The organism is Ensifer meliloti, assembly GCF_030064585.1.
Taxonomy (GTDB): domain Bacteria; phylum Pseudomonadota; class Alphaproteobacteria; order Rhizobiales; family Rhizobiaceae; genus Sinorhizobium; species Sinorhizobium meliloti.
In genome coordinates this window covers 492,762-516,152 of sequence record NZ_CP120365.1, presented here as the reverse complement: position 1 = coordinate 516,152, position 23,391 = coordinate 492,762, and the positions used below count along the sequence as shown (strand labels likewise).

Genomic DNA, 23,391 nt, shown 5'->3' with positions numbered 1-23,391 from the left:
AAATAGGTGAACATTTCGACGGTGCGGCAGAATACAATCGATGTCAACATCCAAGCCTCGGAGGTGATCGTGCAAGCTGTCCGCTATGAGCCAAAAGACAACGTCACGCCTCTTGAGCGGTTTCGCCGAGGGCTGGACCGCAGCGGTGTTATAGAATTCCTGCGGGATGATCTCGTCGGGGCCACTTCGCAGATCGAGGGGCCCTACGGCATCAGGAACCTGGTCTATGCCGACTATGTTGCATCCGGCCGGGCGCTTCTAACAGTTGAACGTTTCATCCTGGAAGACGTCCTGCCATTTTACGCCAACAGCCATACCGAGGCTTCCTACTGCGGCGGTTTCATGACCCGCATGCGGCGGGAGGCGCGGGCGTTGATCGCCGAATGCTGCGGAGCGGATGAGAGGCATGCGGTCATCTTTACCGGATCCGGCGCGACTTCAGGGCTGAACCGCCTCGTCAAACTGTTCGGCGTCACCGAAGCGATCGCGGCAGGGAAGACCGTGCGGGTCATCATTGGTCCGTACGAGCACCACTCCAACATACTTCCCTGGCGCGAAAGCGGGGCGGAAATCGTAGAGCTGACCGAGTCGCCCATGGGCGGGCCGGACCTTTTCCTTCTGGATCAGGCGCTGCGAACCGGATCTCCCGACCTGACCATCTGTACATTGTCCGCGGCCTCGAACATTACGGGAATCACCAGCGACGTCGCGGCGATTGCCGACTTGGTGAAATCGGCCGGGGCCAAGATGATCTGGGATTATGCAGGGGCCGGTCCCTATGTACCGATTTCGATGTCGCCGAGCGGCTCTGCGGAGATCGACGCCATCGTTCTCTCGCCACACAAGTTCATTGGCGGCCCGGGCGCTTCCGGCATTTTGATCGTCCGGCGCGACGGCCTGGCAACGAACAAGCCTTCCTGGCCGGGTGGGGGGACGGTGAAATTCGTCTCGCCGGAGACGCATGACTACAGCGACAGCCTCGAAGCCCGCGAAGAGGCTGGGACACCGAACGTCGTCGGCGACATCCGGGCGGCCCTCGCCTTTGTCGTCAAGCACGCAATCGGGTTGGAGGAAATGGCGCGGCGCAATCGCCAACTTACCGTTCGTGCCTTTTCCGCGTGGAAGGATGTCCCACAATTGGAGATACTTGGACTTCCTGCGCTGGACCGGCTACCGATTTTTTCCTTCCGCATCCGCAACGGCAAGGGGGGGTATATGCACCAGCAACTCGTTACTCGCATGCTGAGCGACCGGTTCGGCATTCAGGCCCGTGGCGGTTGCGCCTGCGCCGGGCCCTATGTTCACAGGCTGCTGTCGATCGATGCGCAGCAGTCGGAGCAGATGCGCCAAGCCATTCTCGCCGGCGACGAAATAAAAAAGCCGGGCTTCACCCGGCTGAATTTCAGCGTTCTGCTCTCGGATGAAAAGGTGAAATTCATCCTCGATTCCGTCGCGAAACTGGCTGCCGACGCTCCGGCGTTCGAGCCGGATTACGACTTCGATCCGGCACGTGCGATCTTCTTCCCTCGTGGAGTGGCCGAGAATGGAGGGGCACATGCACAGGCCTGATGTAGCTGCCTTTTACGACGCGGCCACGGGCAGCATTCAGTATGTCGTGGCCGACCCGGAAACGGGAAAATGCGCGATCATCGATCCGGTGCTCGACTTCGATCAGAAGTCGGGTTCCACTGCGACGACGAACGCCGACGCCATCCTCGATCATGTGGCCAAGCAGGGTTTGAGTGTCGAATGGATACTGGACACCCATCCGCATGCGGATCATTTCTCGGCGGCACGCTACCTCGGGGATCGAACGGGGGCGCCGACGGCCATCGGCGAGCACGTTAAAGGCGTGCAGCAGATCTGGAAACAGATCTACAATTGGCCGGATTTCGTGTGTGACGGTTCGCAGTGGGATCGGCTGTTTCGCGACGGCGATATCTTCAATATCGGGAATCTCGCAGTCCGCGTACTGCACTCGCCGGGGCATACACTCGCGTCGATCAGCTACATCGTCGGCGATGCGGCCTTCATTCACGACACGTTGTTCATGCCTGACAGCGGTTCCGCCCGGGCCGACTTTCCCGGCGGCAGCGCCGAGAGCCTGTGGAACTCGATTCAGGCCATTCTTGCCCTTCCGGGCGAGACCCGCCTCTTCACCGGACATGACTATCGGCCAGGCGGCCGTGACGCTCTGTGGGAAAGTACGGTGGCGGAACAGAAAGCCGATAATAAGCATGTCGCCGGAAAAACGCAGACCGATTTCGTCAGCCTGCGGGAGGCGCGCGACAAGACCTTACCGATGCCCAAGCTTATCCTCCATGCCCTGCAGGTAAACATTCGCGGCGGAGAACTGCCTGCCGCCGAGGACAATGGCCGCCGCTACCTCAAGATACCGCTGGACGCCTTTTCCGGTGCCGTCTGGGAATGACGAGGGCAGGGACGATCTTCGTCCGTATGGATCCCATGGATCATTAAACTATTGCCCCTCATCCGCCTGCCGGCACTTTCTCCTCGCAAGCGGGGCGAAGGGGACTCGCGGCAGGGGCTCCAAAGATTGGTTCACATTATGGACCTGACTTCACGGCGAATAGATATTAAATTCAATTGATTAGTAAAGCGTGTTGATTGGTGTTTTCCTTTCACCTACAAAATGGACCTGATCGAAAGTCGCTGTGGAGGGCGACGGACGATCTGGAATGTCGATCCGATGCCGCCATTGGTTTCGGTCGACGCCTCTGGGGAGGAGCTTTGACGCCGTTCAATCCGCCGTGATGCGCACGACTTGCGCGCGCAACGCGATCGGACGGTTCAAAAGGGAGGAAGGCCGATGACCACCACGACGGAGGGCGTTTCCGAATTCGCCGTGCTCACAGAGACGATGGAGGCCCGGCCGGGTTCGCGGCTGATGCGCCCCGTCGAAGCGCTATCCGCCGTTCTCCTTGTGGCGATTATCGCCATGCTGCTCTCCGGCGTGGCTTTTCGCTATGGCCTGTCGAGACCGATCGTCTGGATCGATGAAGCGGCGTCGATCGCCTTCCTGTGGCTTGCCATGCTCGGTTCGGCCATCGCGATCGACCGTTGCGAGCATCTGCGTCTGACAATCCTTCTCAATGCTCTCGGCGAAAGGGCCCGGCGGTTCACCGAAACGCTCGGCATGGTCGCCATCATGTCGTTCCTTCTCGTCCTGCTGCCGGCAGCCTACACCTATGCCGCCGGCGAAATGGACATCACGTCGTCGGCATTGAACATCCCGGCGGGTTATCGCGCCGCGGCCATTGCAGTCGGCATGGTCCTCATGGTGCTGCTGGCCGTCGCTCAATTGCTCAGAACCGCCAAGCCGCTCGACGTGGTGGTTTCAGTGGCGTTCGTGCTCGGGGTTGCTTTGGTGCTCTGGTTGCTGACGCCTGCGCTCAGCTCGTTCGGCAACGGCAACATTCTGATCTTTCTCGTCGGCGGTGCCGCCGTCTGCCTCGCGATGGGTGTTCCGATCGCCTTCTGCTTCGGCATTGCGACGCTTCTGTTTCTCGCCTTCACGACATCGATGCCGCTGGTGGTCATGATCGGCCGCATGGATGAGGGCATGTCCAGCCTCATTCTGCTTTCGGTCCCGGTCTTCGTGCTTCTCGGCTGCATTCTGGACGCGACCGGGATGGGCAAGGCGATCGTCGATTTCCTTGCCTCCATGCTCGGCCATGTCAAGGCCGGCATGTCCTATGTTCTGTTGGGCTCGCTCTTTCTCGTGTCCGGCATTTCCGGGTCGAAAGTCTCGGACATGGCGACGGTTGCCCCGGCGCTGTTTCCGGAAATGAAGCGCCGTGGTCACAAGCCGAAGGAGATGATAGCGCTCCTGGCGACCGGGGCCGCCATGGCCGACACCGTACCGCCGAGCATCGTGCTGATCGTTCTCGGCTCGGTGGCCGGCGTGTCGATCGCGGCGCTGTTCACCAGCGGTTTTGCCATCGCACTCGTGCTGCTGGTCGCGCTTGCCGCGCTTGCACGCATCAAGGCAGCCCGCGAAAATGTCGGCGGCGTCGTGCGCCCGTCGCTGAAACGCATCGGCGGCACGGCGCTGATCGCGGCGCCGGCCCTTGTGCTGCCGTTCATCATCCGCAGCGCCGTCGCGAGCGGTGCGGCGACCGCGACCGAGGTCTCGACCATCGCGGTCGTCTACGCCTTCATCATCGGCACTGTCCTTTATGGCGGCATCGGCATGCGGCGAACCTACAGGATGCTGGTCGAGACCGCCGCGATGAGCGGTGCGATCCTCCTGATCCTCGGTACCGCCGCGGCGATGGCCTGGGCGCTCACCCAAACCGGATTCGCCTTCGAGCTCACCGATATGATGAGCGGCCTGCCGGGTGGATGGTTCACCTTCATGCTGGTCTCGATCGCCCTGTTCATGCTGCTCGGCTGCGTGCTCGAAGGCCTCCCTGCGATCGTGCTCCTGGCGCCGATCATGTTTCCGATCGCGCGTGCGATGGGGATCCATGACGTCCACTATTCCATGGTCATCGTCACCGCGATGAACGTCGGACTGATGGCACCGCCGATCGGCATCGGCTTCTACATCGCCTGCAAGATCGGCAACGTTTCGCCCGACGAAGCCATGGGAGCGATCTGGCCCTACATCGGCGCGATGGTGCTCGGCCTCTTGCTGATCGCCGCCGTGCCCTGGTTCTCGCTCGCATTGCTGTGAGCCCGCCACCCACATTCATCATCGACGATCAGGAGGAGAACAGAGCGATGAAAATAACCCGTAGGACGATGCTGCTCGGCACCGGAGCAGTGGCGCTTGGGGCTTCGATCCGCACCAAGGCTCATGCAGCGGACTTCACCTATAAGCTGGCAAACAACCTGCCGGTCACCCATCCGCTGAACATTCGCCTGAAGGAAGCCGCCGACAATATCCTGGAGGAGACGGGCGGCCGCCTGAAGATCAACATCTTCCCGAGCAGCCAACTCGGCAACGACACCGAAACGCTTTCGCAGCTTCGCAACGGCGCAACCGAGTTCTTCTCGCTCTCGCCGCTGATCCTTTCGACCCTGGTGCCCAACGCCGCGATCAGCGGCATCGGCTTTGCCTTCCCCGACTACGACACCGTCTGGAAGGCAATGGACGGCGAGCTCGGCGCCTATGCGCGCGGCGAGATCGAGAAGAAGGGTCTCGTGCCCATGGAGAAGATCTGGGACAACGGCTTTCGCCAGATCACCAGTTCGAACAAGCCGATCAACACGCCGGAGGACCTCAAGGGGTTCAAGATCCGCGTTCCGCCGAGCCCGCTCTGGCAATCCATGTTCACCGCCTTCGGCGCTGCACCGACCACGATCAATTTCGCGGAAGTCTACACGGCGCTCAGCACCGGCACCGTCGACGGCCAGGAAAACCCGCTGGCCATCGCCTCGACCGCCAAGCTCTACGAGGTGCAGAAGCATTGCGCCATGACCAACCATATGTGGGACGGGTTCTGGATGCTGGCGAACAAGCAGGCCTGGGAAACCCTGCCGGAAGACATAAGGGAGATTGCCGCCAAGCATCTCAACGAGTCGGCCATCGCCCAGCGCACCGATACCGCCAAGGTGAACGACACGGTGCGCGAGCAGCTCACCCAGAGCGGCATGACGTTCACCGACCCGGACAAGGCAGCCTTCCGCGAGACGTTGAGGTCGGCGGGTTTCTACGCCGAATGGAAGGGCAAGTTCGGCGACGAGGCCTGGGCCATTCTCGAGAAGGCCGTAGGCACCAGCCTCGGCTGACCACCTGAGCATGACGAGGCGGGCGGCCGTTCACCCGGCCGTTCGCCGACCGATGCAGCGACGCGGCGCGTACGAGCGTGTGGCGCCTTCCGAGGTTTCGAAGTGGCAGACCGTCTCAAGGGAAAATCGGCAATCGTCTTCGGCGCAGGTTCCTCGGACCCCGGCTGGGGCAACGGCAAGGCTGCCGCCGTGCTTTATGCGCGTGAGGGCGCCAGGGTCGCCTGTGTCGACGTCGACATGGAGGCAGCCGAGGAAACGGCGGCAATCATCGCGTCGGAAGGTGGGCAAGCCGTAGCCATCGCTGCAGACGTCACCGCTCTCGCATCTGTCGAAGCGGCCGTCGCGGCCGCACGGCAGGCATTCGGCATCATTTCCATTCTGCACAACAATGTGGGCGTCACGCATATGGGCGGACCGGTCGAGTTGTCGGAAGCGCAGTTCCAACAATCCGTGGATCTCAATCTCGGCTCGGTGTTCCGCACCGCCAAGGCTGTCATCCCGCACATGATCGAAGCCGGCGGTGGCGCCGTCGTCAACATCTCGTCGCTCGCCGGCATCCGGTGGACCGGCTATCCCTATTTCGCCTATTACGCGACAAAAGCGGCGGTCAACCAGGCGACGGTCGCGATCGCGGCTCAATATGCGCCGCACGGGATCCGCGCGAACTGTGTCGTCCCCGGCTTGATCGACACGCCTCTGATCTACAAGCAGATCTCCTCGCAATACGCCTCTGCCGAGGAAATGGTGGCAGCCCGCAACGCGGCGCTTCCGGGCGGGCGCATGGGTGATGCCTGGGATGTCGCCAATGCAGCGCTGTTCCTTGCCTCCGACGAAGCGAAATTCATTACCGGCGTTTGTCTGCCGGTCGATGGCGGCCAGAGCTGCACGATCATGGGGGTACACTGAAACATGGGCGACCCGGCCGACAGGGACATGACCGGTTCGCAAAGCGTCGATCGTGCGGCGAAGCTCCTGTCGCTGGTTGGCCGGCAGTTGGACGGCATGTCCCTGAGCGCCGTCGTCGAGAAGAGCGGTCTCAACAAACCTACGGTTCGCCGCCTCCTGCTCGCCCTGATCAGGGCCGGTCTCCTGGAGCAGGACGACCGCGACCGGCGCTACTATATCGGCGAAGAAGCCTATGTGCTCGGAACCCTCGCATCGACCCGGCACGGGCTCCTGCGCCTCGCGACGGAAAGCCTGCATCGCCTGGCGCAGAAGACCAGCGACTCCTGTTTTCTCTCCGTGCGCCGCGGAGCGTCGTCGGTCTGTCTCCACCGCGAGGAGGGGAGCTTTCCGATCCGCACCCACGCGCTCCAGGCGGGCTTCGTGCATCCGCTGGGCGTCGGCGCCGGCTCTCTGGCCATGCTGGCCGCATTGCCGGACGAGGAGGTTTCGTCCGTGCTGGAGCAGAATGCCGCCGTGCTCGAGGAGCAGTTTCCGATGCTTGCGCCGGACGAGCTGCGCCGGCGCGTCGAACTCACCCGCGCTCAGGGCCATGCGGTCAATCCCGGCCTTATCCTCACCAACTCCTGGGGTGTGGGCGTCGCAATCCGCTATCCCGACGGCGGCGTCGCCGGGGCCATCAGCATTGCCGCCATCGACAGCCGCATGCAGGAGCCGCGGCAGAGCGAGCTGGCAGCTCTTCTCAGGCAGGAAGCGTCACGCATCGAAAGCAAGCTCGCCGAGCAGTTCCGCGACCGCGGGACGCGACACATAGCCTCCATTGCAAGACCTCTCAAAAGGAGATTGTCCAGATGACCAAGGCGCAGATCGTAGGCTGGGCCCACTCCCAGTTCGGCAAGACCGACCACGCGGACACAGAGGCGCTGATGGCCGCGGTTGCGGCGCCGGCACTTGCCCATGCCGGTCTTGCCGCCTCGGATGTCGACGGCATCTTTGTCGGAGTCATGAATGGCGGCTTCTCCAAGCAGGAGTTTCAGGCCGCACTTGTCGGCATGACCGACGAGGCGCTCGCTCATGTCCCGTCCGTGCGCCTCGAAAACGCCTGCGCGACGGGCTCGGCGGCGATCTATACCGCGATGGATTTCATCGAGGCCGGCCGCGGCCGCATCGCGCTCGTCATCGGCGTCGAAAAAATGACCGCCGTTCCGACGGTAGAGGTCGGCGACATCCTTCTGGGCGGCAGCTACAGGAAAGAGGAGGCCGACGTCGAAGGCGGTTTTGCGGGCGTCTTCGGCCGCATTGCACAGCATTACTTCCAGCGTTACGGCGATCGTTCCGAGGAACTTGCGATGATCGCGGCCAAGAACCACGCGAACGGCGTAGCCAACCCTTACGCGCATATGCGCAGGGATTTCGGTTTTGCGTTCTGCAACACCGTTTCCGAGAAGAATCCGATCGTCGCGGCTCCCTTGCGCCGCACCGACTGCTCGCTCGTATCGGACGGGGCGGCAGCCCTCGTGCTCGCCGACGCGGACACGGCTGCGACGCTGCAGCGGGCAATCGCCTTCCGGGCCCGCAGCCACGTCAACGACGTGTTTGCGCTCAGCCGCCGGGACATGCTGGATTTCGACGGGCCACGGCGGGCGTGGAAAGCGGCCCTTTCCATGGCCGGCGCCACGCTGGACGATCTCTCCTTCGTCGAGACGCATGACTGCTTCACCATAGCCGAAATGATCGAATACGAGGCGATGGGCCTGACCGCACCCGGCGAAGGCTACCGTGCGATCCGCGACGGCACCACCACCAGGAGCGGAAGCTTGCCGGTCAATCCCTCCGGCGGCTTGAAATCGAAGGGTCATCCGATCGGTGCGACAGGGGTCTCGATGCATGTCATCTCCGCCATGCAGCTTATGGAGGAGGCGGGCGAAATGCAGATCCCCGGCGCCGGTCTCGCCGGCATCTTCAACATGGGCGGCGCTGCCGTCGCAAACTATGTCTCCATCCTGGAACGGGCGAAATGACGAACAACGAACCCAAGGGCGGCGTCACCCCTGTTTCGACGCGGGTCATGAACCTTGCCAATTTCCTTTCGCAGGCAGCAAGACGCAATCCGGACGAAATCGCCCTCGTTCACGGCGAACGCCGGTGGCGCTGGAACGAGGTGGAGGCGCGGGTCGACGCCATGGCATATGCGCTCGTCCATGAGTTCGGCGTGCGTAAGGGAGATCGGATTCTCGTCCACTCCGCCAACTGCAACCAGATGTTCGAGTCCATGTTCGCGGCTTTCAGAGCAGGTGCGGTCTGGGTTCCCACGAATTTCCGGCAACTGCCGGAGGAGGTTGCCTATCTTGCCGAATCGAGCGGTGCCAGGCTGGTGATATTCCAGGCCGCCTTCGAGGCTCATGCCGAAGCATGTCGGGCTACGGGCGAGCAGATCGGATCATGCATCCCGATCGGCTCGTCACGGGTCGGCGAAGACTATGACGCGATCGTTGCGCGCAATCTTGGAAGGTCGGTTTCGCCTGTTGCCGTCGATCGCGATGATCCATGCTGGTATTTCTATACGTCCGGTACCACCGGCCGACCCAAGGCTGCCGTGCTGACGCACGGGCAAATGGCCTTCGTCATCAACAACCATATCGGCGATCTCTTTCCGGCTACGACCCATCGCGACCGGTCGATCGTCGTTGCGCCGCTGTCGCACGGCGCCGGGATCCATCAGCTGTGCCAGGTCGCAAGGGGCGCAACCACCATCCTCTTGCCATCCGAGAAGCTCGACATACCGCAGTTCTGGGCCCTAGTCGAAAAATGGAGGGTCAACAACCTCTTCGCCGTACCGACTATCGTAAAGCTGCTCATCGAGGACCCGTCGGTCGATCGATACGACCACTCGTCGCTGCGCTATGTCATCTATGCCGGCGCACCGATGTACCGTGCCGACCAGAAAAAGGCGCTGGAAAAGCTCGGCGCCGTGCTGGTGCAGTATTTCGGTCTCGGCGAAGTGACGGGAGCGATCACCGTCCTGCCGCCCGCCTTCCACAGCTCGGAGGACGGCCCGGATGCGCGTATCGGCACATGCGGCTTCGAACGGACGGGCATGCAGCTGCAGATCCAGGACGAAGACGGCAACGAAGTCCCGGCGGGCGCAACCGGCGAGATCTGCGTGATCGGCCCGGCGGTGTTTGCCGGCTATTACCGGAACCCGGAGGCCAACGCGAAAGCGTTCCGCAACGGCTGGTTTCGTACAGGCGACCTTGGCCATGTCGATGCGCAGGGCTTCCTCTACATCACCGGCCGCGCCTCCGATATGTTCATCTCCGGCGGGTCCAACGTCTATCCGCGCGAGATCGAGGAAAAGCTCCTGATGCATCCGGATATCAGCGAGGCGGCGATCGTCGGCGTTCCCGATCCGGTCTGGGGAGAGGTCGGCATCGCGGTTTGCGTCGCACGTGGCGGTGCGACGGTCGGCGCGGCGGCTCTGAGGGAATGGCTGGACGGGAAGATTGCCCGCTACAAGCTTCCGAAGAAGATCGTGTTCTGGTCCGAAATGCCAAAATCGGCCTATGGCAAGATCACCAAGAAGTTGATCCGCGAGGAACTCGAACGGCGTGGCGAACTGGATATCGGTTCCGCTGGCATCGGAGAGCGCAGGAGTGCTGCCCCGTGAGCGATGGAATGAAATCCGTGCTCATCACGGGAGGCGCCTCCGGTATCGGCCTCGAAATAGCGAGGCTTCTGCACGAGCGCGGCTGGAGGGTCTACCTGATGGATCGCAATGCCGATGCGCTGGCGGACGCATGCCGCGCGATCCCGATCGATCCCGCCCAGGCAATCGCCTGCAGCGTGACGGATGAAAAGGAGGTCGAATCGGCCATCGCGACGGCCGCGGCGGCGGGCGCACCGCTGCGGGCGGTCATCAATTCGGCCGGCATCGCGATGGACAGGCCTGCCGTCGAGACCAGCGTCGACGATTTCCGCCGCATTCTGGACGTCAATCTGACCGGCACGTTCATCGTCTGCCGCGAGGCGGCGCGTCATTGGCTGGCGACGGCCACGCCCGGTGCAATCGTCAACATCTCCTCCGTATCGGGCCTTGTCGGCAACAAGGGACGCGCCGCCTATGGCGCCTCCAAAGGCGCGGTCAACCTGCTCACTTACATTCTCGCGACCGAGCTCGGACAGGATGGAATTCGCGTCAACGCCATCGCTCCCGGTGCAATCGACACGCCTTTGTCGCGCGCCGTCCATACGGATGACGTGCGTGCGCAATGGCACGAGCGCATCCCCCAGCGCCGCTACGGTTCATCGCGGGAAATCGCGGCCAGCGCGGCGTTCCTGATCTCGGAGGAGGCGAGCTATATCAACGGCCAGGTCCTGGCGGTCGATGGAGGGTTCGTCAACGCCGGTCTGGCTTTGAAAGGACGATGATGCGGAGTCTCCGCCAACCTGGTGCACCGTTCACGCCGAGGGTAATCTCTCTCGGGTGCCACGCCGAAAAGGCGCGATTGACCTTCAAACCGGGCCGGAGCGTGCTCGAAGCCGTCCATGAGGCGCTCGCGGAAAAAGGCTGCGACAGCGCGATGATAGAGGTCAGGGGCGGTGCGTTTGCGCCGCTTGCCTATGTCACACCGACTCTCTCGGATGACGGCATTCATGCCGCCTGGTACAGCGACATACATGCGCCTGATGGCCGCGCACCCATCGAAGATCTGGTCATGACGTTCGGCCGGCACGACGGGGAGCCGTTCCTGCACGGCCATGGTGTCTGGCGGCACGAGGACGGGTTGCGCGCAGCCGGGCACGTGATGCCGAAGGACTCGCAATTCGCCGAACCGGTGGAGGCGGAAGCCTGGATCATGTCGGGCGCCATCATGGACCAACTGGAGGACAGCGAGACCCGGTTCCGTCTGTTCACGCCTGTGCCTCATACCGCCGCACCGGCCATCACGACGCGGCGCGCCGTTCTCTGCCGTTTGAAACCGAACGAACCGATCCATCCGGCGATCGAGCGCACCGCAGCCGAGCACGGCATCGAGCGGGCGACTTTGCACGGCATCGGCAGTCTCGTCGGCTGCACTTTCGCCGACGGCCAGGTCATGGAATCGGCCGCTTCGGAATTGCTTATTCGCAAGGGGACGCTTTCACCCGATCGAAGCGGACAGGCTAAAGCGAAACTCGATATCGCGATCGTCGATACGGAATGCACCATATTCGAGGGTGAGATAGCCTACGGCGTTGATGCCGTTTGCATAACGTTCGAGGTGCTGATCGTCGAAGAGTGACGGTCGATGGCAAGCCTCACTCCTTCTTCGCTGTGTTTCGCCGCTCGAGCAATTGCTGGAAAATATCGGCTTGCCGGTCTGCCGCCGAGCGTATGGCGGCAAGGTGGTCGAGCATCGCGCCGAAGGCGACGAGGAGAAGGCCGCCGGCAACCGCCGGAAAGGCCCAGGGGAGGACAGCGACAAGGCTTTTCACGTCGGGAGAGGGGACCAGTGTCATCGCCAGCAAAACCAGCGTTCCGATGACGATCGCACCGCCCAAGAACTCCAGAAATCTTCCCATCCTTCCTCCCCGTAGTGTTTCGACGTGCTGCGGTTACATCCCGTCCCGCTTCCGCAACCCGTCTCCTGATGCCTGCTGCTTTCTCATGTCGGAGCCGATATGGCCTTCAGAAAAAACCCGGCGATTGCCGGGTCCTTGATCGAAACTCCTGCGGCGATCAGAATTTCACGCCGACGCCGACGGTAAACTGGTGTTGGTCGAGGTCGACGTTGACGCCGCCCACATCCTTGTCTCCGAAATCGTTGTAACGATATTCTGCGCGTCCGAAGACGCTGTCGGTGAAGCCGTAGTCGACGCCTCCGCCGATAGTCCAGCCGTTGAAGGTTTCCTTTTCCTTGGGCGCGCCGGCGACATCGACGAAGCCGCGCGTTACTGCCCAACCGCCGGTGGCGTAAATCAGCGTCCGGTCGTTTACGGTGTAGCCGAGGCGGGCGCGCACGGATCCGGAAACATCCGTCCCGGCTTCGGTGTCGGATCCGAAGACGGTGACGGTCTCATCGTTCCAGTTGTAGCTGACATCGCCCTCGACGCCGACGACCCAGTCGCCATGCTGATAGTTGTAGCCGGCGAAGGCGCCGAAGAGGCCGCCGCTGAATTTTTCGGAGGCGCTGCCGCCCGGAACGCTGAGGTCGCTGTTCAACCAGCCGCCTCCGCCCTGCAAGCCGAGATAACCGCCCGTCCATACGAAGCTGGATATCGTCTCGACCGTCGGCGCCGGCTCCGGTGCCTGTGCCAAATCGGCTGCATGGGCCGCTCCCCCGAGCAGCGAAGCCCCGAAGACTGCAACAAGCACATTTCTGATCATCACAGATGCCTCCTGTTGTTGCGGCAGAGATTAGCAACATATCGGGTGCGAGTCTGCGAAAAACAACGCCTTCGAGCCGCCCGTTCCGAGGGAAAGAAAGAGGGCCGGCGGTTGTTCCGGCCGGCCCTTCCGAAAGTAGCGGAAAAGGGGAACATCATCTCCGAGCGGGCCTGCAAATGCCCGCAAAAGAGATCGATTGCCGGTCGATAATGCCCTAACGCGCGTTTGAGATTTGACATATCACGCATAAAATTTGACGTTATGGGCATGATTGCGAACCGTTCTCCACAATCGTCGATTGAAGTCGTGGTGGTCGTCCTGCCCGAATCATCGATCATGTCCTTTGCCTCGGTCCTCGATCCGATGCGCGCGGCAAATCGAGTGGCCGGGCACGAGGTCTTCCGCTGGCGGCTGCTGTCTGCCGACGGCCAGGCGGTGATGCTGACCTGCGGTGTGCCGATTGCCGTGGACGGAAGTTTCACCCTGCCTGTCGTGGGAGATCTTCTCCTCATCATCGGCGGGTTCAATCTTCACAGGCACGCCGGCAAGCGGTTTCTCGCGACCCTGCAGGAATGTGCGCGACATTTCGACATCGTTGCAGGCGTCGAATCTGGGTGCTGGCTGCTCGGCCGTTCGGGGCTCATCAATGGCCGCAAGGCTACAGCCCATTGGGAGGAGCTCGAAGATTTCAGTCAGGCTTTTCCGGAACTGGAGGTGATCGGCGACCGTTTCGTGATCGACGGTAAATACTGGACCTCAGGCGGCGCGTCGCCGACCTTCGACATGATGCTGCATCTCGTCGCCGAGAGGCTGGGGCCTGCATTGGCGCTGGATGTTGCGAGCATTTTCGTCTACGACCAGATGCACGGCCCGACGGATGTCCAGCCTTTCGTTTCGCTCGGCCGTATCGAGGCACGCGACCCGGAGCTTGCCGCGGCCATCAGGCTCATGGAGCGCACGCTCGAGCGTCCGATGACCGTCGCGGCGCTGGCGCGCCGGCTTTCCGTCTCCCAGCGCAAGCTCGAAACGCTCTTCGCCAAAGGCCTCTCGACGAGCCCCGGCGCCTATTACCTGCGCCTCAGGCTGCAGGTCGCCCACCGCCTCGTGCGTGATACCGGAATTCCGATGCGTGACATCGCCCTGCGTTGCGGATTCGACAGTCTCTCGGCCTTTTCGCGCGCCTATCGGCGCGAATACCGGACGAGCGCTTTGAAAATGCGCAGCGCACGTGGCGCAGGCGTTACACCGGACGCGTCAGACAAGGGGTAATTGCGCTGCGCTTACGATGACCTGCAACAAGCGGGAGCAACGTGCCGCAGCGACTTGCGCTTCAAACGGTTACCTTCGTGCGTGTCCGGCCGACCCGGCGCAGGCCTCTTCGAATTCCTTGACCGTCTCCGGCTCGTTGTCCTCCGGCAGCACGGCATCAGCCATGTCGGCGCGGTCCGCCGAAGCGGCTGCATCGCCTTCATAGACATAGGACTGGATGTAGTAGGCCAGCTCGCCCTTCCATACATTCCTGCCGTCTATCTGCCGGCAGGCCACGGCAGTTTCGAAATCGGACTGGAGATCATCGACCGTAGCGGTGGCCGAGACGAGACTCGAAGGCGCCGCGAGTGAGGCAATCAACAAGGCGGTAAACATGGTGGCAGCCCTCCGGAAGCGAACCTAGGGGGAAACGGCGGGATGGTTCCTTGGTTCCCCTCGATAGAGGGCGATTCCGACTTGGAAGGAAGCGGCAATTTTACATGAATGAGTTTTTGCTGAAAAGCGATGTGTATGTGCCACACCATCGGGAGATGCGCGGAAACGAAGGGCGTGAGCATTTCCGCGATTCGAAGAAGCGCGGAAATGCTCTGGACCACGATGATCTCAGGTCGGGTCGACCAAGATCATGAACATGATCTATAAGGTTGAGCGGGATGAGGTCGGAAAAGCGCATAGACTTTTTCCGCACCCCGCTCCAATGCCTCTTACTGAACGACCTGGACGACCGTGTAGGTTCTTGGGTCGACGATCACGCGTTGGTTGTTCACCACGGCGAACGCGTAGGAGGGATTCTCAGGAACGGGCGTCAGAGCCACGGTCCGCGGCAGCGGACGACCGACGGCGATCCGCTCCTGCAGCACGACGGTATCGGCGGGAACCGGCTGCTGTCGCACATAGGTTACGACCTGCTGCGGCGGAGGAGCGATAACCGCGCCGGCGACGAGCCCGACCGCGCCGCCGATGGCAGCGCCCACGGGACCGCCAACGATAGCGCCGGTAACGGCTCCACCCGCGGCACCCGTCACCGCACCCTGGTTGGTGTCGTTTGCAATAGCGGGCGCGGCAAAGATGCCCGTTGCGATCGCAGTAACAATGAAGATCTTGGCGTTCATCTGTCGTACTCCCTTGATATACGATGGAAGAACGATGTACTTCGTGATTTGTTCCTGTTTTTACTGTAGGACTCTCAATTGGATACAGTAACGTTACGTTACCTGAGTGAAATATACCGTGACGGCAGGCGAGTTGCCGGCGCGACCCAGCGGTTCGGCGAAGCCCCAGAGCGGCGCTGCCCGAAGGGACTACTGGGACGCCGCTCCGGGGCCACTCGCGGGGTCCGCCGTCCAGCGGCGGCTGGCTTCGGACCTCGCGATCTCTCTGCAACAATCGCCGATGGCTTTGCTGCAGCCTTCCATGCGAACAATATCGCAGCCGGCAGCGCAGCGTATCGGACCTTTGGCCAGCCAAGAGCCTTATGACACCGGGACCAAAGTCCGGCAGATTAGTGATATCTCCGTGTCGACTCCCGCATCCGCCGCAAACGCGCATGCATCAAAGCCGCGGCGGGACGTGGAGCTATGGCGATAAAAAAGCCCCGCTCGATGGCGGGGCAGGCACGCATCCGCTTGGCAAACGAAATGCGGGGAAAGATGTAGCTCCAACGGAACTACGACGCGGACGCTATCTCTGAGCCGAACTGGTGGGAAGGTCTGAATCCCGGTTTCCGGTACGCCGCAGCGAATAAATCCACGGCGTCCGTGAGGGAAGCTGCGGAAAAGCCGGGTCGGCTTGGCCGCGACGATGAGCGGATCGTCTCAATTCAGCTCAAGCCGAAGAACGACAAGATGGCTATCACGATCACGACGAGGCCGACGAGGTAGATAATCTGGTTCATCGCTCAACTCCTTTCATCACGGGTGAACGGGCACGCCGCGGGTAAGTTCCAGGCCGGCGGTAAACGCGGGCCGGCCTGGCGCCCTATGCGAAGCGTGGGGTGGCCGTTCTGACCACCGTGAGGTCAGTTGATGACCTGAACGACTGTGCGCGACTTCGGCTCCACAATGAGACGCTGCTCATTGACCACCGCGTATGCATAGGTGGGATTATCCGGGACCGGAGTCAGCATAACAGTTTCGGGAACGGGCTTGCCGACCGCAATCGGCTGCTGAACGACCACCGATGGCGGTGCCGGCTGCTGCTGAACATACGTGACCACTTCGGGAGGAGGCGGCGTGAGTGCGCCGCCGAGCGTGGCGCCTACCACGGCGCCGACCCCGGCCCCGATCGGGCCGCCGATAATGGCGCCGGTTGCGGCGCCGCCGACCATGCCGGTTGCCGCATTGGTACCATCGGCTTGCTGCGCGACAGCACCGCTGGCGATGAGCGCGACAGTCGCGGTAATAAATACGAGCTTCTTCATAGCATTTCCTCTCGTTGAACTCGTCACTCAACGGGGAAATAAGCAAGCGGTTCCACTCTTTGGACTTTAGTCCGACTCAATGTCAGACGATTGCCCGATCAAGCGTGCGAACTTCGAGGATATATTTCGTTGATAGTCGATTTCCTTGGATACGCGCCGTTTCGAGGGCGTTGCGTTGTTCATCAGCGGTTCAGGCATAATGGCTCAAGCTGATAGGCAGCGAGAAGGAGTAGACCATGAAAAAGCTCTTATCCGCCCTCACAGCCGTAGTCTTGGCTGCGTCTTTTTCACTTCCGGTGAGCGCTGCACCGATATTCGTGCCTATGCCGGAACAAGTGAAGACCGACGCCGTCGAGCAGGTCAATCACCGGCGCCATCGCCATTGGCGCGCGGAGCGCCACTGGAACAGACGGTACGCTTCGCGTTCCTGCCGCTACTACGGCAGGTGCTATCCCCGCCATTACAGGCACTACAGCTATCGTGACTATCACCGCTACCACCGGCGCCCGGGCGTGACGATCTATTTCAACTTCTAGCGACGGTTCACACGGGCGCCAGTCCTTCCTCGAAGCGCTATTCGGGGAGGGATTTCTTTTTGCGGCGGATGGATGTCACCGGTGCCAACGCGCACCACGAGCATTCCTGCGGAACTTTGCCAGCGATCGTCTGAGTTTCGTCATGTTCCGGGCGACTTGCTCTATCGTGATCAAGTGCTTTTCGTTCGCCAACACGATGGCGGTCCCACATCTCCTGCAGGGGAGTTCGTCGTTCGCCTTCACCCAAGCGACAGGCCTGCTGGTCTCATGGCCGCATTCGGGGCAGGGGATGCCGATCTCTTCATTATCGAACATGGCAGCACTCCGGTTGAGTGCGAATTGCAGCACAACCTATTTCGAGGCGCAATGCTTACTCTCTGACTAAAATGGGCTACAAACGGACGTCGCGACCGCATCCTTATGGGCATGAGGGAGAGCGGACGATTCCGTGTCGGGTGCCTCGAATTGGTTGCCCGAGCTGTACCATCGGCCACGAAAAAGCCCCGCACAATGGCGGGGCAAGCCCTCATCCAGTTGCCTTCATTGGATTCGGGGACGCAGCCAGAATGCAGCTGCGCAGAGACGCTATCTGCGGTTTCATCAGCGAGAAAGGTCTGATTCCGCGATTCCGGTACGCCTCTTCAAAAATACATGGGCAGGTAAAGCGCTTTTGCACATTTACATCAAGCGCGATTTTCCGTGTCCTGATCACATCAGCGGCATTGCGGGCGGAACGAGCCTGCCGTCGTGAAGGCGACGGGGCAAATCGGCGCAGATCAGCAGCGTCAATGGACGGTGCGGATCGACTGATCGAGAAAGCTGCGTATTCCGTCGCGATGGACGGTCGCCAGAAATTCCTGGAAAGCATCGCGGTCGGTAGCGAACTGATCATCCCAGACGGTTGAATATCCCTCTTGATCGACGACCTCGAGCGTCCAGTCTGCGTTGCTGCCGGCCGGGCGGTATATGCCGATAGTGACCATGATGTCGTCGTCGACGAATTCGCCGGAGAACTCGGAAAACTCGTACTGCTGTTCGTTTTCGGTCATCGATCTCTTATAGCATGCGGGAGTGCCGAGGGGCAGCCTTCATGACGTCACCCCTGTATGTACGCAGGTATATCTGGTCGGGTCCCAGGTGCCGTCCTGACAGGGGACATCGGCAAATCCGGATACGAGCAGGAACAACAGCAGCACTGCGATCAGAATGGCCGCCAGGGCGAGCAGTCTCATGGCGCGCACGTTACGCTTCAATATCGCTTACTCCAGACCACGTGTTGATGCGAGTGATTTGCTCAATTTTGGTTGTGCAGGGCGATTTGATTTTATTGCTTTTTATATCGTGAGCGGCAGGGATTCGACCCCACGACCTACTGATTAGAAGGAAGAGGTTTTTGCCATGTCACTGTCAACTGGCGTTCTACTTCGAGCAGGCATTAAATCGAACCTGATCTGCCCCGAGAAACCGTCTGAGTTCAGGCTTTCTCACGATAAGATCAGCGACCGTATATTTGTCGAAGACAGCCGCAAACGCGGCTGAGGCCTCCGCGAGAACCGGTGGTACACCGCATGCCGGGGCTATGGGGCAACCTGCGCACTCGATCAGTTCATCAAGGCCCTCGGTGTGGCGTAGTACAGAGCCCAGGTTGATTTGCTCCGGCGGTCGCGCAAGCCTGATGCCACCGTTTCTTCCACGGACCGACTCGATGAAGCCGGCACCCGATAGGTCGTTGACCACTTTCTTGAGGTGGTCTTGAGAAATGTCGAACGCCGCCGCGATCTCCCGGATCGAGCCAAGCTCACCTTCGATTAAACCAAGGTGTATCAAGACCCGAATGCCGTAGTCGGTGTATTTGGTTAGCCTCATTAAACCCTGCGTCAAAACGCCCGATCAGAAAAGATGCATTTCAGTAGCACCTTTTTGCCGAAAGGAATAGGTGTATTCAAAATGCATCTTTTGGAGATATCCATGACGCATCAACTAACCGAAGCGGACATTTCCCGGGTATTGGCCCGCTTTTACGACCGAGTGCGTGCTGACGAACAACTAGGCCCGGTATTCCAGGTTGTTGAGGACTGGAATGAGCATCTGACAAGGCTGTCGGAATTCTGGTCTTCGATGATGCTTACAACGGGGCGCTACAAGGGCAATCCTCTATCGATGCACCTTGTGCACGCCGAGAAGATTCAGCCTGCCATGTTCATCCGTTGGCTCGAGCTCTGGCATCAGGCGACCGATGAGCTCCTGCCAACGCAAACAGCCCGTGAGATGCAGGCGAAGGCCAAAACGATCGCTGCCCGTTTTTCTCTGATGATCTGCGGGGAGAAGCTTATCGCCGATGCAGTTCCCCAGCCACCGACTGCGCCCACACCCTACCGGATTTCATCACTTTTCGACGAGACCACGCTGCCGCGAGCGTTGCTGGGAGCTCATGCCCTGAAGGCTGGAACCTGGGGAATAGTGCGCGTCGAAGAGGGGCAGGTGCGTTACCGCGAAGATGGCATCTCCAGTCCCCGGCTGCTCGAGCCCGGCACTCCCGCAATTATTCCCCCCGAAATTTCCCACAACCTCGAACTCGCCGGCCCCGTGAAGCTGCGGGTCGAGTTTCACGACCGCCGTCCGGTCGAAATTTATCAACACTGAGCAAAAAGGGCCGAATATCATGTCACGCCAGTTGTCCGCCCGAAACCATCGAGCTCGTAAAACAGAGCGTTCCCGCACTCGAAGCTCATGGTAGCGACATCACAAAGGCCATGTATGCGCGTCTTTTCCGGGACGAGCATATCAAGAGCCTGTTCAATCATGCGAACCAGGGCGAGGGTGGCTCCCAGGTGCATGCTTTGGCGGCTGCCATCCTCGGATATGCCAAGAACATCGAAAACCTGAGCGCCCTCGGTCCCGTCATCGAGCGGATAGCTCATAAGCACATCGGTTATCACATCCTCCCGGAGCACTATCCGTATGTGGCCGAGGCCCTACTCGCCGCCATCCAGGACATCCTCGGCGACGCCGCAACACCTGCGCTGCTCAATGCCTGGGGCGAGGCTTACTGGTTCCTTGCGGATATCCTCAAGGAGCGCGAGAGTGATCTTCGCGCCGATATTGAGAGCCGCAGTGGCGGGTGGAACGGGTGGCGTCGTTTCACGATTGCCGAGAAGATTAGGGAAAGCGACGTTGTGACGTCGTTCATCCTCAGACCCTCGGACGGTGGTCGCGTCATCCGTCATCGGCCGGGCCAGTACCTGACATTTAGGCTGCCGCTTTCAGACCGGAGTCTGGTCAAGCGGAATTACTCGATCTCCTGCGGGCCGAATGATGAATACTATCGTATTTCGGTAAAGCGCGAGGCCGCGGGGCAGGGTGGCTCCCTGTATTTCCACGACCATGCCAATGTCGGATCGGAAATCGAGGTGACGCCACCCGCGGGCGACTTCTTCCTTCCTGAAGAACCAAACGCCCCGGTGGTGCTGGTTTCGGGGGGCGTTGGCCTAACCCCGATGGTCAGCATGCTCGAGGCGATTGCGAAGGATTACCCGGACCTCGAAGCCCATTTCATCCACGGGGCTTTGAACAGTAATACGCACGCCATGGACAAGCACGTGAGAAGTCTCGCGTCGGCCCATGACCGTGTTACCGTCAAGACATTCTACAGCAATCCTGCGGCCAACGATGCGGCGGGCCTCTCGCACGACCACGATGGCTTCATCACCGTCGATTGGCTCCGTTCGCAGACCCCGTTCGAGACCTCTCATTTTTATCTCTGCGGTCCCAAATCTTTCCTGCGGGCGCTCGTTCCGGCGCTGTCCAAGGCAGGTGTCTCCCCCGACAGGGTCCACTTCGAATTTTTCGGGCCGGCGGACGGTTGCTCGTCGCCTGACATTTCGATGCAATCGTTATCTCAACGAAGGTGACTTCCATGCGGAAGCAGGCCCAATGGCTCATGCGGGCTCTCCCTGCAACAGCAATCATCACCCTAGCCCCAATCTCTGCATTCGCTCACGTGAAGTGGTTTGCCCCCTACATCGTGGGGGCGCGACCTGAGCCGGCCGGCGACACCTTGCGGGATATCTGGTTCTGGGTGGGTATTGCTCTTCCTGGTCTTTTTCATTCTGGCCCGCACCATAGAACGCACGTCTGTGGGCGAAACAGCCATCACCGCCTTGAACTGGGCGACCGATCCCCTCTGGGAGCGTCAGGACGACTACATCCGGTCGATCATCGCCGCGTTCTTCATCGCTATTTTCGCCGTCGGGGGCGTCTATCTGACCCCGGATTTGAAAACCCCGGCCGAGTGGGTTTCCTGGCTTCAGCTCGTGATCGCCTGTTGCATATTCTCCCGCCGTACGATGCCCATCGCCGGAATCGGGATCATCGCACTATGGATGCTCGCGCTGAGGGACTATGAGCTCTTTCACCTCTTCGATTATCTTGCTCTCGGCCTCGGTGTCGCCGGATATCTCGTTCTCGAGCCTCTCAAGAATGAGGAACTGAGGTCGCGCCGTTTCGAAGCGCTTCGCTGGGGCCTCGCGATCGCCCTGATGTGGTCAAGCCTCGAAAAATTTGCCTTTCCAAGCTGGTTCTATCCTCTGGTCGTTGAAAAGCCGTTCCTGACATTTGGCATGCCGAGAGACGTATTCATTCCGATGGCCGGCGTCACCGAATTCACCCTTGGCTTCGGATTGCTCTGGACACCCTTGATCCGGAGACTGTCCGCAATCGCGCTGCTCGTCATCTTCACGGCCGCCGTCTGGCCATTCGGCCGTGTGGACCTGATCGGCCATGGCTTGATCATGGCCATCCTGATTGCCGTCGCGGCGGACCATCGTCGGGGCGTGGACCTGATGACCACCTTTAAACGGAGAGTAACGAACATCCCTCTCGGTCTTTCGGCCGCGCTGATTGTCTTCTGCACCGCTTACTGGGGCCTGCACGTTGTGTTCTATGGCATGAACGGCGATGTCGCCATCGGCGATGCGGCAAAGACGACGCATAGCTACAGCAGCGAGCATCCTCATGGCCCGGGTGGACCGGAGGAACCGCATAGTTATCCATGATGCGGTCGACCGCTGAGGCTCCGTCTCTATTTTCGAGACGGAGCTCCCGCGCCACGGATGTAGTGCTACCAAAGCCACAAAGACCAAATCGACCCGGCGGCGGGCCGACCACCAACGGTGTCGAGCCGCGGGACGGCAGACATGCCGGAGCGAAGACGGCCGACAGGGCATCATCTGCAATGGCGATCTTTACCGGAGCTCGTTGAACGATCCTCGTGAAATTACCTGTGGCGTCAGGACTGCGTGGCCGGATACGCACTATGTATACTGATGGGGCCAGCGCATCTGTCCTATGACACAGCCAGCTTGACGACCGATAGCCGGAGGGTGACATGAGAGATGACAAGCGAATTCTGGCTGGCGTGGTTGTCCCGGACACAGAATTGGTCAGAAGGGCGATCGAATACGCTGAACGGGTCTACGAACCGTATCTTTTCAACCATGTCGTTCGGTCGTGGTTGTTTGCAGTCAGCTTGGCCAGGATTCAAGACATAAAGTATGACAGCGAAGTCGTGGCGCTCGGAACATTGCTGCATGACGTGACCCTGAACACGTCCTTCCGAGGTCCCCGCCGATTCGAAGTTGAGGGAGCCGATATCGCTCGTTCGTTTGCATTGGATGCGGGCGTCAGCGATAGCCGTGCCCAGTTGATCTGGGACAGCGTCGCGCTCAACTCGACCCCTTCAATAGGTCTGTATAAGGAGCCTGAAGTCGCCCTCTGTACGGCTGGCGTTTGTCTCGACGTTGTCGGGCTTCAATATGACCGGATACCGGCTGCCGATCGAAAGGCGATTACTGATGCGTATCCGCGGCTAGGCATGAAGAGGAAAATGACAAGCTGCTTCTGCCACATGGTGGAGGCTGCGCCTGAAACGACCTATGACAACTTCCTGCGCGACTTTGGAATGCGATATGTGCCGGGGTATGAGGGGCCGTCTTCCGTCGATTTTGTGATGAATGCTCCATTTGAAAGCTAGCCGCCGGTTGAGGCAGTTGGGGGATTCTTGCCTTCATCTGCGAGTAAGCTGCGACACGCGGCAGTAAATACTTCCTGCGAAATTCTTCACCTAAACCAACGTGTAATAC

General features: G+C 60.7%; 25 protein-coding genes. 16 read left to right on the top strand and 9 right to left on the bottom strand.

Going from position 1 to position 23,391, the window contains the following annotated elements; genetic code table 11:
* Window positions 1–6: 6 nt before the first annotated feature.
* From PZL22_RS09540 to PZL22_RS09495, 10 genes are all read left to right on the top strand, one after another.
* On the top strand, window positions 7–1,569 hold the full coding sequence (locus PZL22_RS09540) for an aminotransferase class V-fold PLP-dependent enzyme (protein WP_003530951.1): 1,563 nt from the start codon (window positions 7–9) through the stop codon (window positions 1,567–1,569).
* Complete coding sequence (locus PZL22_RS09535; RefSeq protein ID WP_003530953.1) at window positions 1,556–2,431, top strand: MBL fold metallo-hydrolase; 876 nt, start codon at window positions 1,556–1,558, stop codon at window positions 2,429–2,431. Before PZL22_RS09540 ends, PZL22_RS09535 begins: the two co-directional genes overlap by 14 nt.
* 399 nt (window positions 2,432–2,830) lie before the next feature.
* Window positions 2,831–4,699, top strand: coding sequence for a TRAP transporter large permease (locus PZL22_RS09530; protein WP_003530955.1), 1,869 nt, complete (start codon window positions 2,831–2,833; stop codon window positions 4,697–4,699).
* 47 nt (window positions 4,700–4,746) lie between these two features.
* On the top strand, window positions 4,747–5,757 hold the full coding sequence (locus tag PZL22_RS09525) for a TRAP transporter substrate-binding protein (RefSeq protein WP_127517398.1): 1,011 nt from the start codon (window positions 4,747–4,749) through the stop codon (window positions 5,755–5,757).
* A gap of 102 nt (window positions 5,758–5,859) precedes the next feature.
* Window positions 5,860–6,663 (top strand): SDR family NAD(P)-dependent oxidoreductase, encoded by an 804-nt coding sequence (locus PZL22_RS09520; protein ID WP_003530959.1) that lies wholly within the window; start codon window positions 5,860–5,862, stop codon window positions 6,661–6,663.
* Between the two features lie 3 nt (window positions 6,664–6,666).
* Complete coding sequence (locus tag PZL22_RS09515) at window positions 6,667–7,515, top strand: IclR family transcriptional regulator (protein ID WP_003530962.1); 849 nt, start codon at window positions 6,667–6,669, stop codon at window positions 7,513–7,515.
* Window positions 7,512–8,681: an acetyl-CoA acetyltransferase gene (locus PZL22_RS09510; protein WP_003530964.1), complete on the top strand. Its 1,170-nt coding sequence runs from the start codon at window positions 7,512–7,514 to the stop codon at window positions 8,679–8,681. Before PZL22_RS09515 ends, PZL22_RS09510 begins: the two co-directional genes overlap by 4 nt.
* On the top strand, window positions 8,678–10,327 hold the full coding sequence (locus PZL22_RS09505; RefSeq protein WP_003530966.1) for an acyl-CoA synthetase: 1,650 nt from the start codon (window positions 8,678–8,680) through the stop codon (window positions 10,325–10,327). Before PZL22_RS09510 ends, PZL22_RS09505 begins: the two co-directional genes overlap by 4 nt.
* Window positions 10,328–10,335: 8 nt before the next feature.
* Window positions 10,336–11,088 carry an SDR family NAD(P)-dependent oxidoreductase gene (locus PZL22_RS09500; protein ID WP_027990713.1) on the top strand — a complete coding sequence of 251 codons (753 nt, stop codon included), beginning with the start codon at window positions 10,336–10,338 and terminating at the stop codon, window positions 11,086–11,088.
* Window positions 11,085–11,942, top strand: a complete 858-nt coding sequence (locus tag PZL22_RS09495) for a PCC domain-containing protein (RefSeq protein ID WP_033048838.1) — start codon at window positions 11,085–11,087, stop codon at window positions 11,940–11,942. Before PZL22_RS09500 ends, PZL22_RS09495 begins: the two co-directional genes overlap by 4 nt.
* A 16-nt stretch (window positions 11,943–11,958) precedes the next feature.
* On the opposite strand, the gene PZL22_RS09490 is transcribed toward PZL22_RS09495, so the two are convergent.
* The gene (locus PZL22_RS09490; protein ID WP_003530972.1) at window positions 11,959–12,222 is read right to left on the bottom strand and encodes a hypothetical protein; all 264 of its coding nucleotides are present in this window, start codon (window positions 12,220–12,222) and stop codon (window positions 11,959–11,961) included.
* A 157-nt stretch (window positions 12,223–12,379) separates the two neighbouring features.
* On the bottom strand, window positions 12,380–13,027 hold the full coding sequence (locus PZL22_RS09485) for an outer membrane protein (RefSeq protein WP_003530975.1): 648 nt from the start codon (window positions 13,025–13,027) through the stop codon (window positions 12,380–12,382).
* Between the two features lie 261 nt (window positions 13,028–13,288).
* Here PZL22_RS09485 and PZL22_RS09480 point away from each other — a divergent pair, with 261 nt between their 5' ends.
* Window positions 13,289–14,296: a GlxA family transcriptional regulator gene (locus tag PZL22_RS09480; protein ID WP_284718600.1), complete on the top strand. Its 1,008-nt coding sequence runs from the start codon at window positions 13,289–13,291 to the stop codon at window positions 14,294–14,296.
* Window positions 14,297–14,365: 69 nt separating this feature from the next.
* Here PZL22_RS09480 and PZL22_RS09475 read toward each other — a convergent pair whose 3' ends face one another.
* The 3 genes from PZL22_RS09475 to PZL22_RS09465 form a co-directional block, all read right to left on the bottom strand.
* Entirely contained in the window at window positions 14,366–14,671 is a 306-nt protein-coding gene (locus PZL22_RS09475) for a hypothetical protein (RefSeq protein ID WP_003530979.1), read from the bottom strand.
* Between the two features lie 329 nt (window positions 14,672–15,000).
* Window positions 15,001–15,408, bottom strand: a complete 408-nt coding sequence (locus PZL22_RS09470) for a DUF1236 domain-containing protein (RefSeq protein WP_003530981.1) — start codon at window positions 15,406–15,408, stop codon at window positions 15,001–15,003.
* 905 nt (window positions 15,409–16,313) lie between these two features.
* The gene (locus tag PZL22_RS09465; protein WP_003530983.1) at window positions 16,314–16,715 is read right to left on the bottom strand and encodes a DUF1236 domain-containing protein; all 402 of its coding nucleotides are present in this window, start codon (window positions 16,713–16,715) and stop codon (window positions 16,314–16,316) included.
* A gap of 236 nt (window positions 16,716–16,951) precedes the next feature.
* Between PZL22_RS09465 and PZL22_RS09460 the strand changes: the two genes are divergently transcribed.
* The gene (locus tag PZL22_RS09460) at window positions 16,952–17,251 is read left to right on the top strand and encodes a hypothetical protein (protein ID WP_003530985.1); all 300 of its coding nucleotides are present in this window, start codon (window positions 16,952–16,954) and stop codon (window positions 17,249–17,251) included.
* A 75-nt stretch (window positions 17,252–17,326) separates the two neighbouring features.
* On the opposite strand, the gene PZL22_RS31395 is transcribed toward PZL22_RS09460, so the two are convergent.
* From PZL22_RS31395 to PZL22_RS09445, 4 genes are all read right to left on the bottom strand, one after another.
* Complete coding sequence (locus tag PZL22_RS31395; RefSeq protein ID WP_003530986.1) at window positions 17,327–17,566, bottom strand: hypothetical protein; 240 nt, start codon at window positions 17,564–17,566, stop codon at window positions 17,327–17,329.
* 470 nt (window positions 17,567–18,036) lie between these two features.
* Window positions 18,037–18,300 carry a hypothetical protein gene (locus PZL22_RS09455; protein WP_003530987.1) on the bottom strand — a complete coding sequence of 88 codons (264 nt, stop codon included), beginning with the start codon at window positions 18,298–18,300 and terminating at the stop codon, window positions 18,037–18,039.
* 39 nt (window positions 18,301–18,339) lie between these two features.
* A complete protein-coding gene (locus PZL22_RS09450) occupies window positions 18,340–18,504 on the bottom strand; it encodes a hypothetical protein (RefSeq protein ID WP_080573441.1) in 165 nt (54 codons plus the stop codon).
* Between the two features lie 166 nt (window positions 18,505–18,670).
* Window positions 18,671–19,117: an Rrf2 family transcriptional regulator gene (locus tag PZL22_RS09445; RefSeq protein ID WP_127541775.1), complete on the bottom strand. Its 447-nt coding sequence runs from the start codon at window positions 19,115–19,117 to the stop codon at window positions 18,671–18,673.
* Window positions 19,118–19,219: 102 nt separating this feature from the next.
* Between PZL22_RS09445 and PZL22_RS09440 the strand changes: the two genes are divergently transcribed.
* From PZL22_RS09440 to PZL22_RS09425, 4 genes are all read left to right on the top strand, one after another.
* Window positions 19,220–19,894 (top strand): TehB-like domain-containing protein, encoded by a 675-nt coding sequence (locus tag PZL22_RS09440; RefSeq protein WP_284718599.1) that lies wholly within the window; start codon window positions 19,220–19,222, stop codon window positions 19,892–19,894.
* The gene (gene hmpA / locus PZL22_RS09435) at window positions 19,891–21,162 is read left to right on the top strand and encodes an NO-inducible flavohemoprotein (RefSeq protein WP_324280306.1); all 1,272 of its coding nucleotides are present in this window, start codon (window positions 19,891–19,893) and stop codon (window positions 21,160–21,162) included. The genes PZL22_RS09440 and hmpA overlap by 4 nt, the downstream gene beginning before the upstream one ends.
* 225 nt (window positions 21,163–21,387) lie before the next feature.
* The gene (locus PZL22_RS09430) at window positions 21,388–22,305 is read left to right on the top strand and encodes a hypothetical protein (protein ID WP_244422793.1); all 918 of its coding nucleotides are present in this window, start codon (window positions 21,388–21,390) and stop codon (window positions 22,303–22,305) included.
* Window positions 22,306–22,637: 332 nt separating this feature from the next.
* Window positions 22,638–23,282: an HD domain-containing protein gene (locus PZL22_RS09425; RefSeq protein WP_003530992.1), complete on the top strand. Its 645-nt coding sequence runs from the start codon at window positions 22,638–22,640 to the stop codon at window positions 23,280–23,282.
* Window positions 23,283–23,391 lie beyond the last annotated feature (109 nt).

Coding starts and splice junctions, on each gene's coding strand:
- PZL22_RS09535 (WP_003530953.1), top strand. CDS start 1,556: ATGCACAGGCCTGATGTAGCTGCCTTTTACGACGCGGCCACGGGCAGC.
- PZL22_RS09530 (WP_003530955.1), top strand. CDS start 2,831: ATGACCACCACGACGGAGGGCGTTTCCGAATTCGCCGTGCTCACAGAG.
- PZL22_RS09525 (WP_127517398.1), top strand. CDS start 4,747: ATGAAAATAACCCGTAGGACGATGCTGCTCGGCACCGGAGCAGTGGCG.
- PZL22_RS09515 (WP_003530962.1), top strand. CDS start 6,667: ATGGGCGACCCGGCCGACAGGGACATGACCGGTTCGCAAAGCGTCGAT.
- PZL22_RS09510 (WP_003530964.1), top strand. CDS start 7,512: ATGACCAAGGCGCAGATCGTAGGCTGGGCCCACTCCCAGTTCGGCAAG.
- PZL22_RS09505 (WP_003530966.1), top strand. CDS start 8,678: ATGACGAACAACGAACCCAAGGGCGGCGTCACCCCTGTTTCGACGCGG.
- PZL22_RS09500 (WP_027990713.1), top strand. CDS start 10,336: ATGAAATCCGTGCTCATCACGGGAGGCGCCTCCGGTATCGGCCTCGAA.
- PZL22_RS09495 (WP_033048838.1), top strand. CDS start 11,085: ATGATGCGGAGTCTCCGCCAACCTGGTGCACCGTTCACGCCGAGGGTA.
- PZL22_RS09490 (WP_003530972.1), bottom strand. CDS start 12,222: ATGGGAAGATTTCTGGAGTTCTTGGGCGGTGCGATCGTCATCGGAACG.
- PZL22_RS09485 (WP_003530975.1), bottom strand. CDS start 13,027: ATGATCAGAAATGTGCTTGTTGCAGTCTTCGGGGCTTCGCTGCTCGGG.
- PZL22_RS09480 (WP_284718600.1), top strand. CDS start 13,289: ATGGGCATGATTGCGAACCGTTCTCCACAATCGTCGATTGAAGTCGTG.
- PZL22_RS09475 (WP_003530979.1), bottom strand. CDS start 14,671: ATGTTTACCGCCTTGTTGATTGCCTCACTCGCGGCGCCTTCGAGTCTC.
- PZL22_RS09470 (WP_003530981.1), bottom strand. CDS start 15,408: ATGAACGCCAAGATCTTCATTGTTACTGCGATCGCAACGGGCATCTTT.
- PZL22_RS09465 (WP_003530983.1), bottom strand. CDS start 16,715: ATGAAGAAGCTCGTATTTATTACCGCGACTGTCGCGCTCATCGCCAGC.
- PZL22_RS09460 (WP_003530985.1), top strand. CDS start 16,952: ATGAAAAAGCTCTTATCCGCCCTCACAGCCGTAGTCTTGGCTGCGTCT.
- PZL22_RS31395 (WP_003530986.1), bottom strand. CDS start 17,566: ATGTTCGATAATGAAGAGATCGGCATCCCCTGCCCCGAATGCGGCCAT.
- PZL22_RS09455 (WP_003530987.1), bottom strand. CDS start 18,300: ATGACCGAAAACGAACAGCAGTACGAGTTTTCCGAGTTCTCCGGCGAA.
- PZL22_RS09445 (WP_127541775.1), bottom strand. CDS start 19,117: ATGAGGCTAACCAAATACACCGACTACGGCATTCGGGTCTTGATACAC.
- PZL22_RS09440 (WP_284718599.1), top strand. CDS start 19,220: ATGACGCATCAACTAACCGAAGCGGACATTTCCCGGGTATTGGCCCGC.
- PZL22_RS09425 (WP_003530992.1), top strand. CDS start 22,638: ATGAGAGATGACAAGCGAATTCTGGCTGGCGTGGTTGTCCCGGACACA.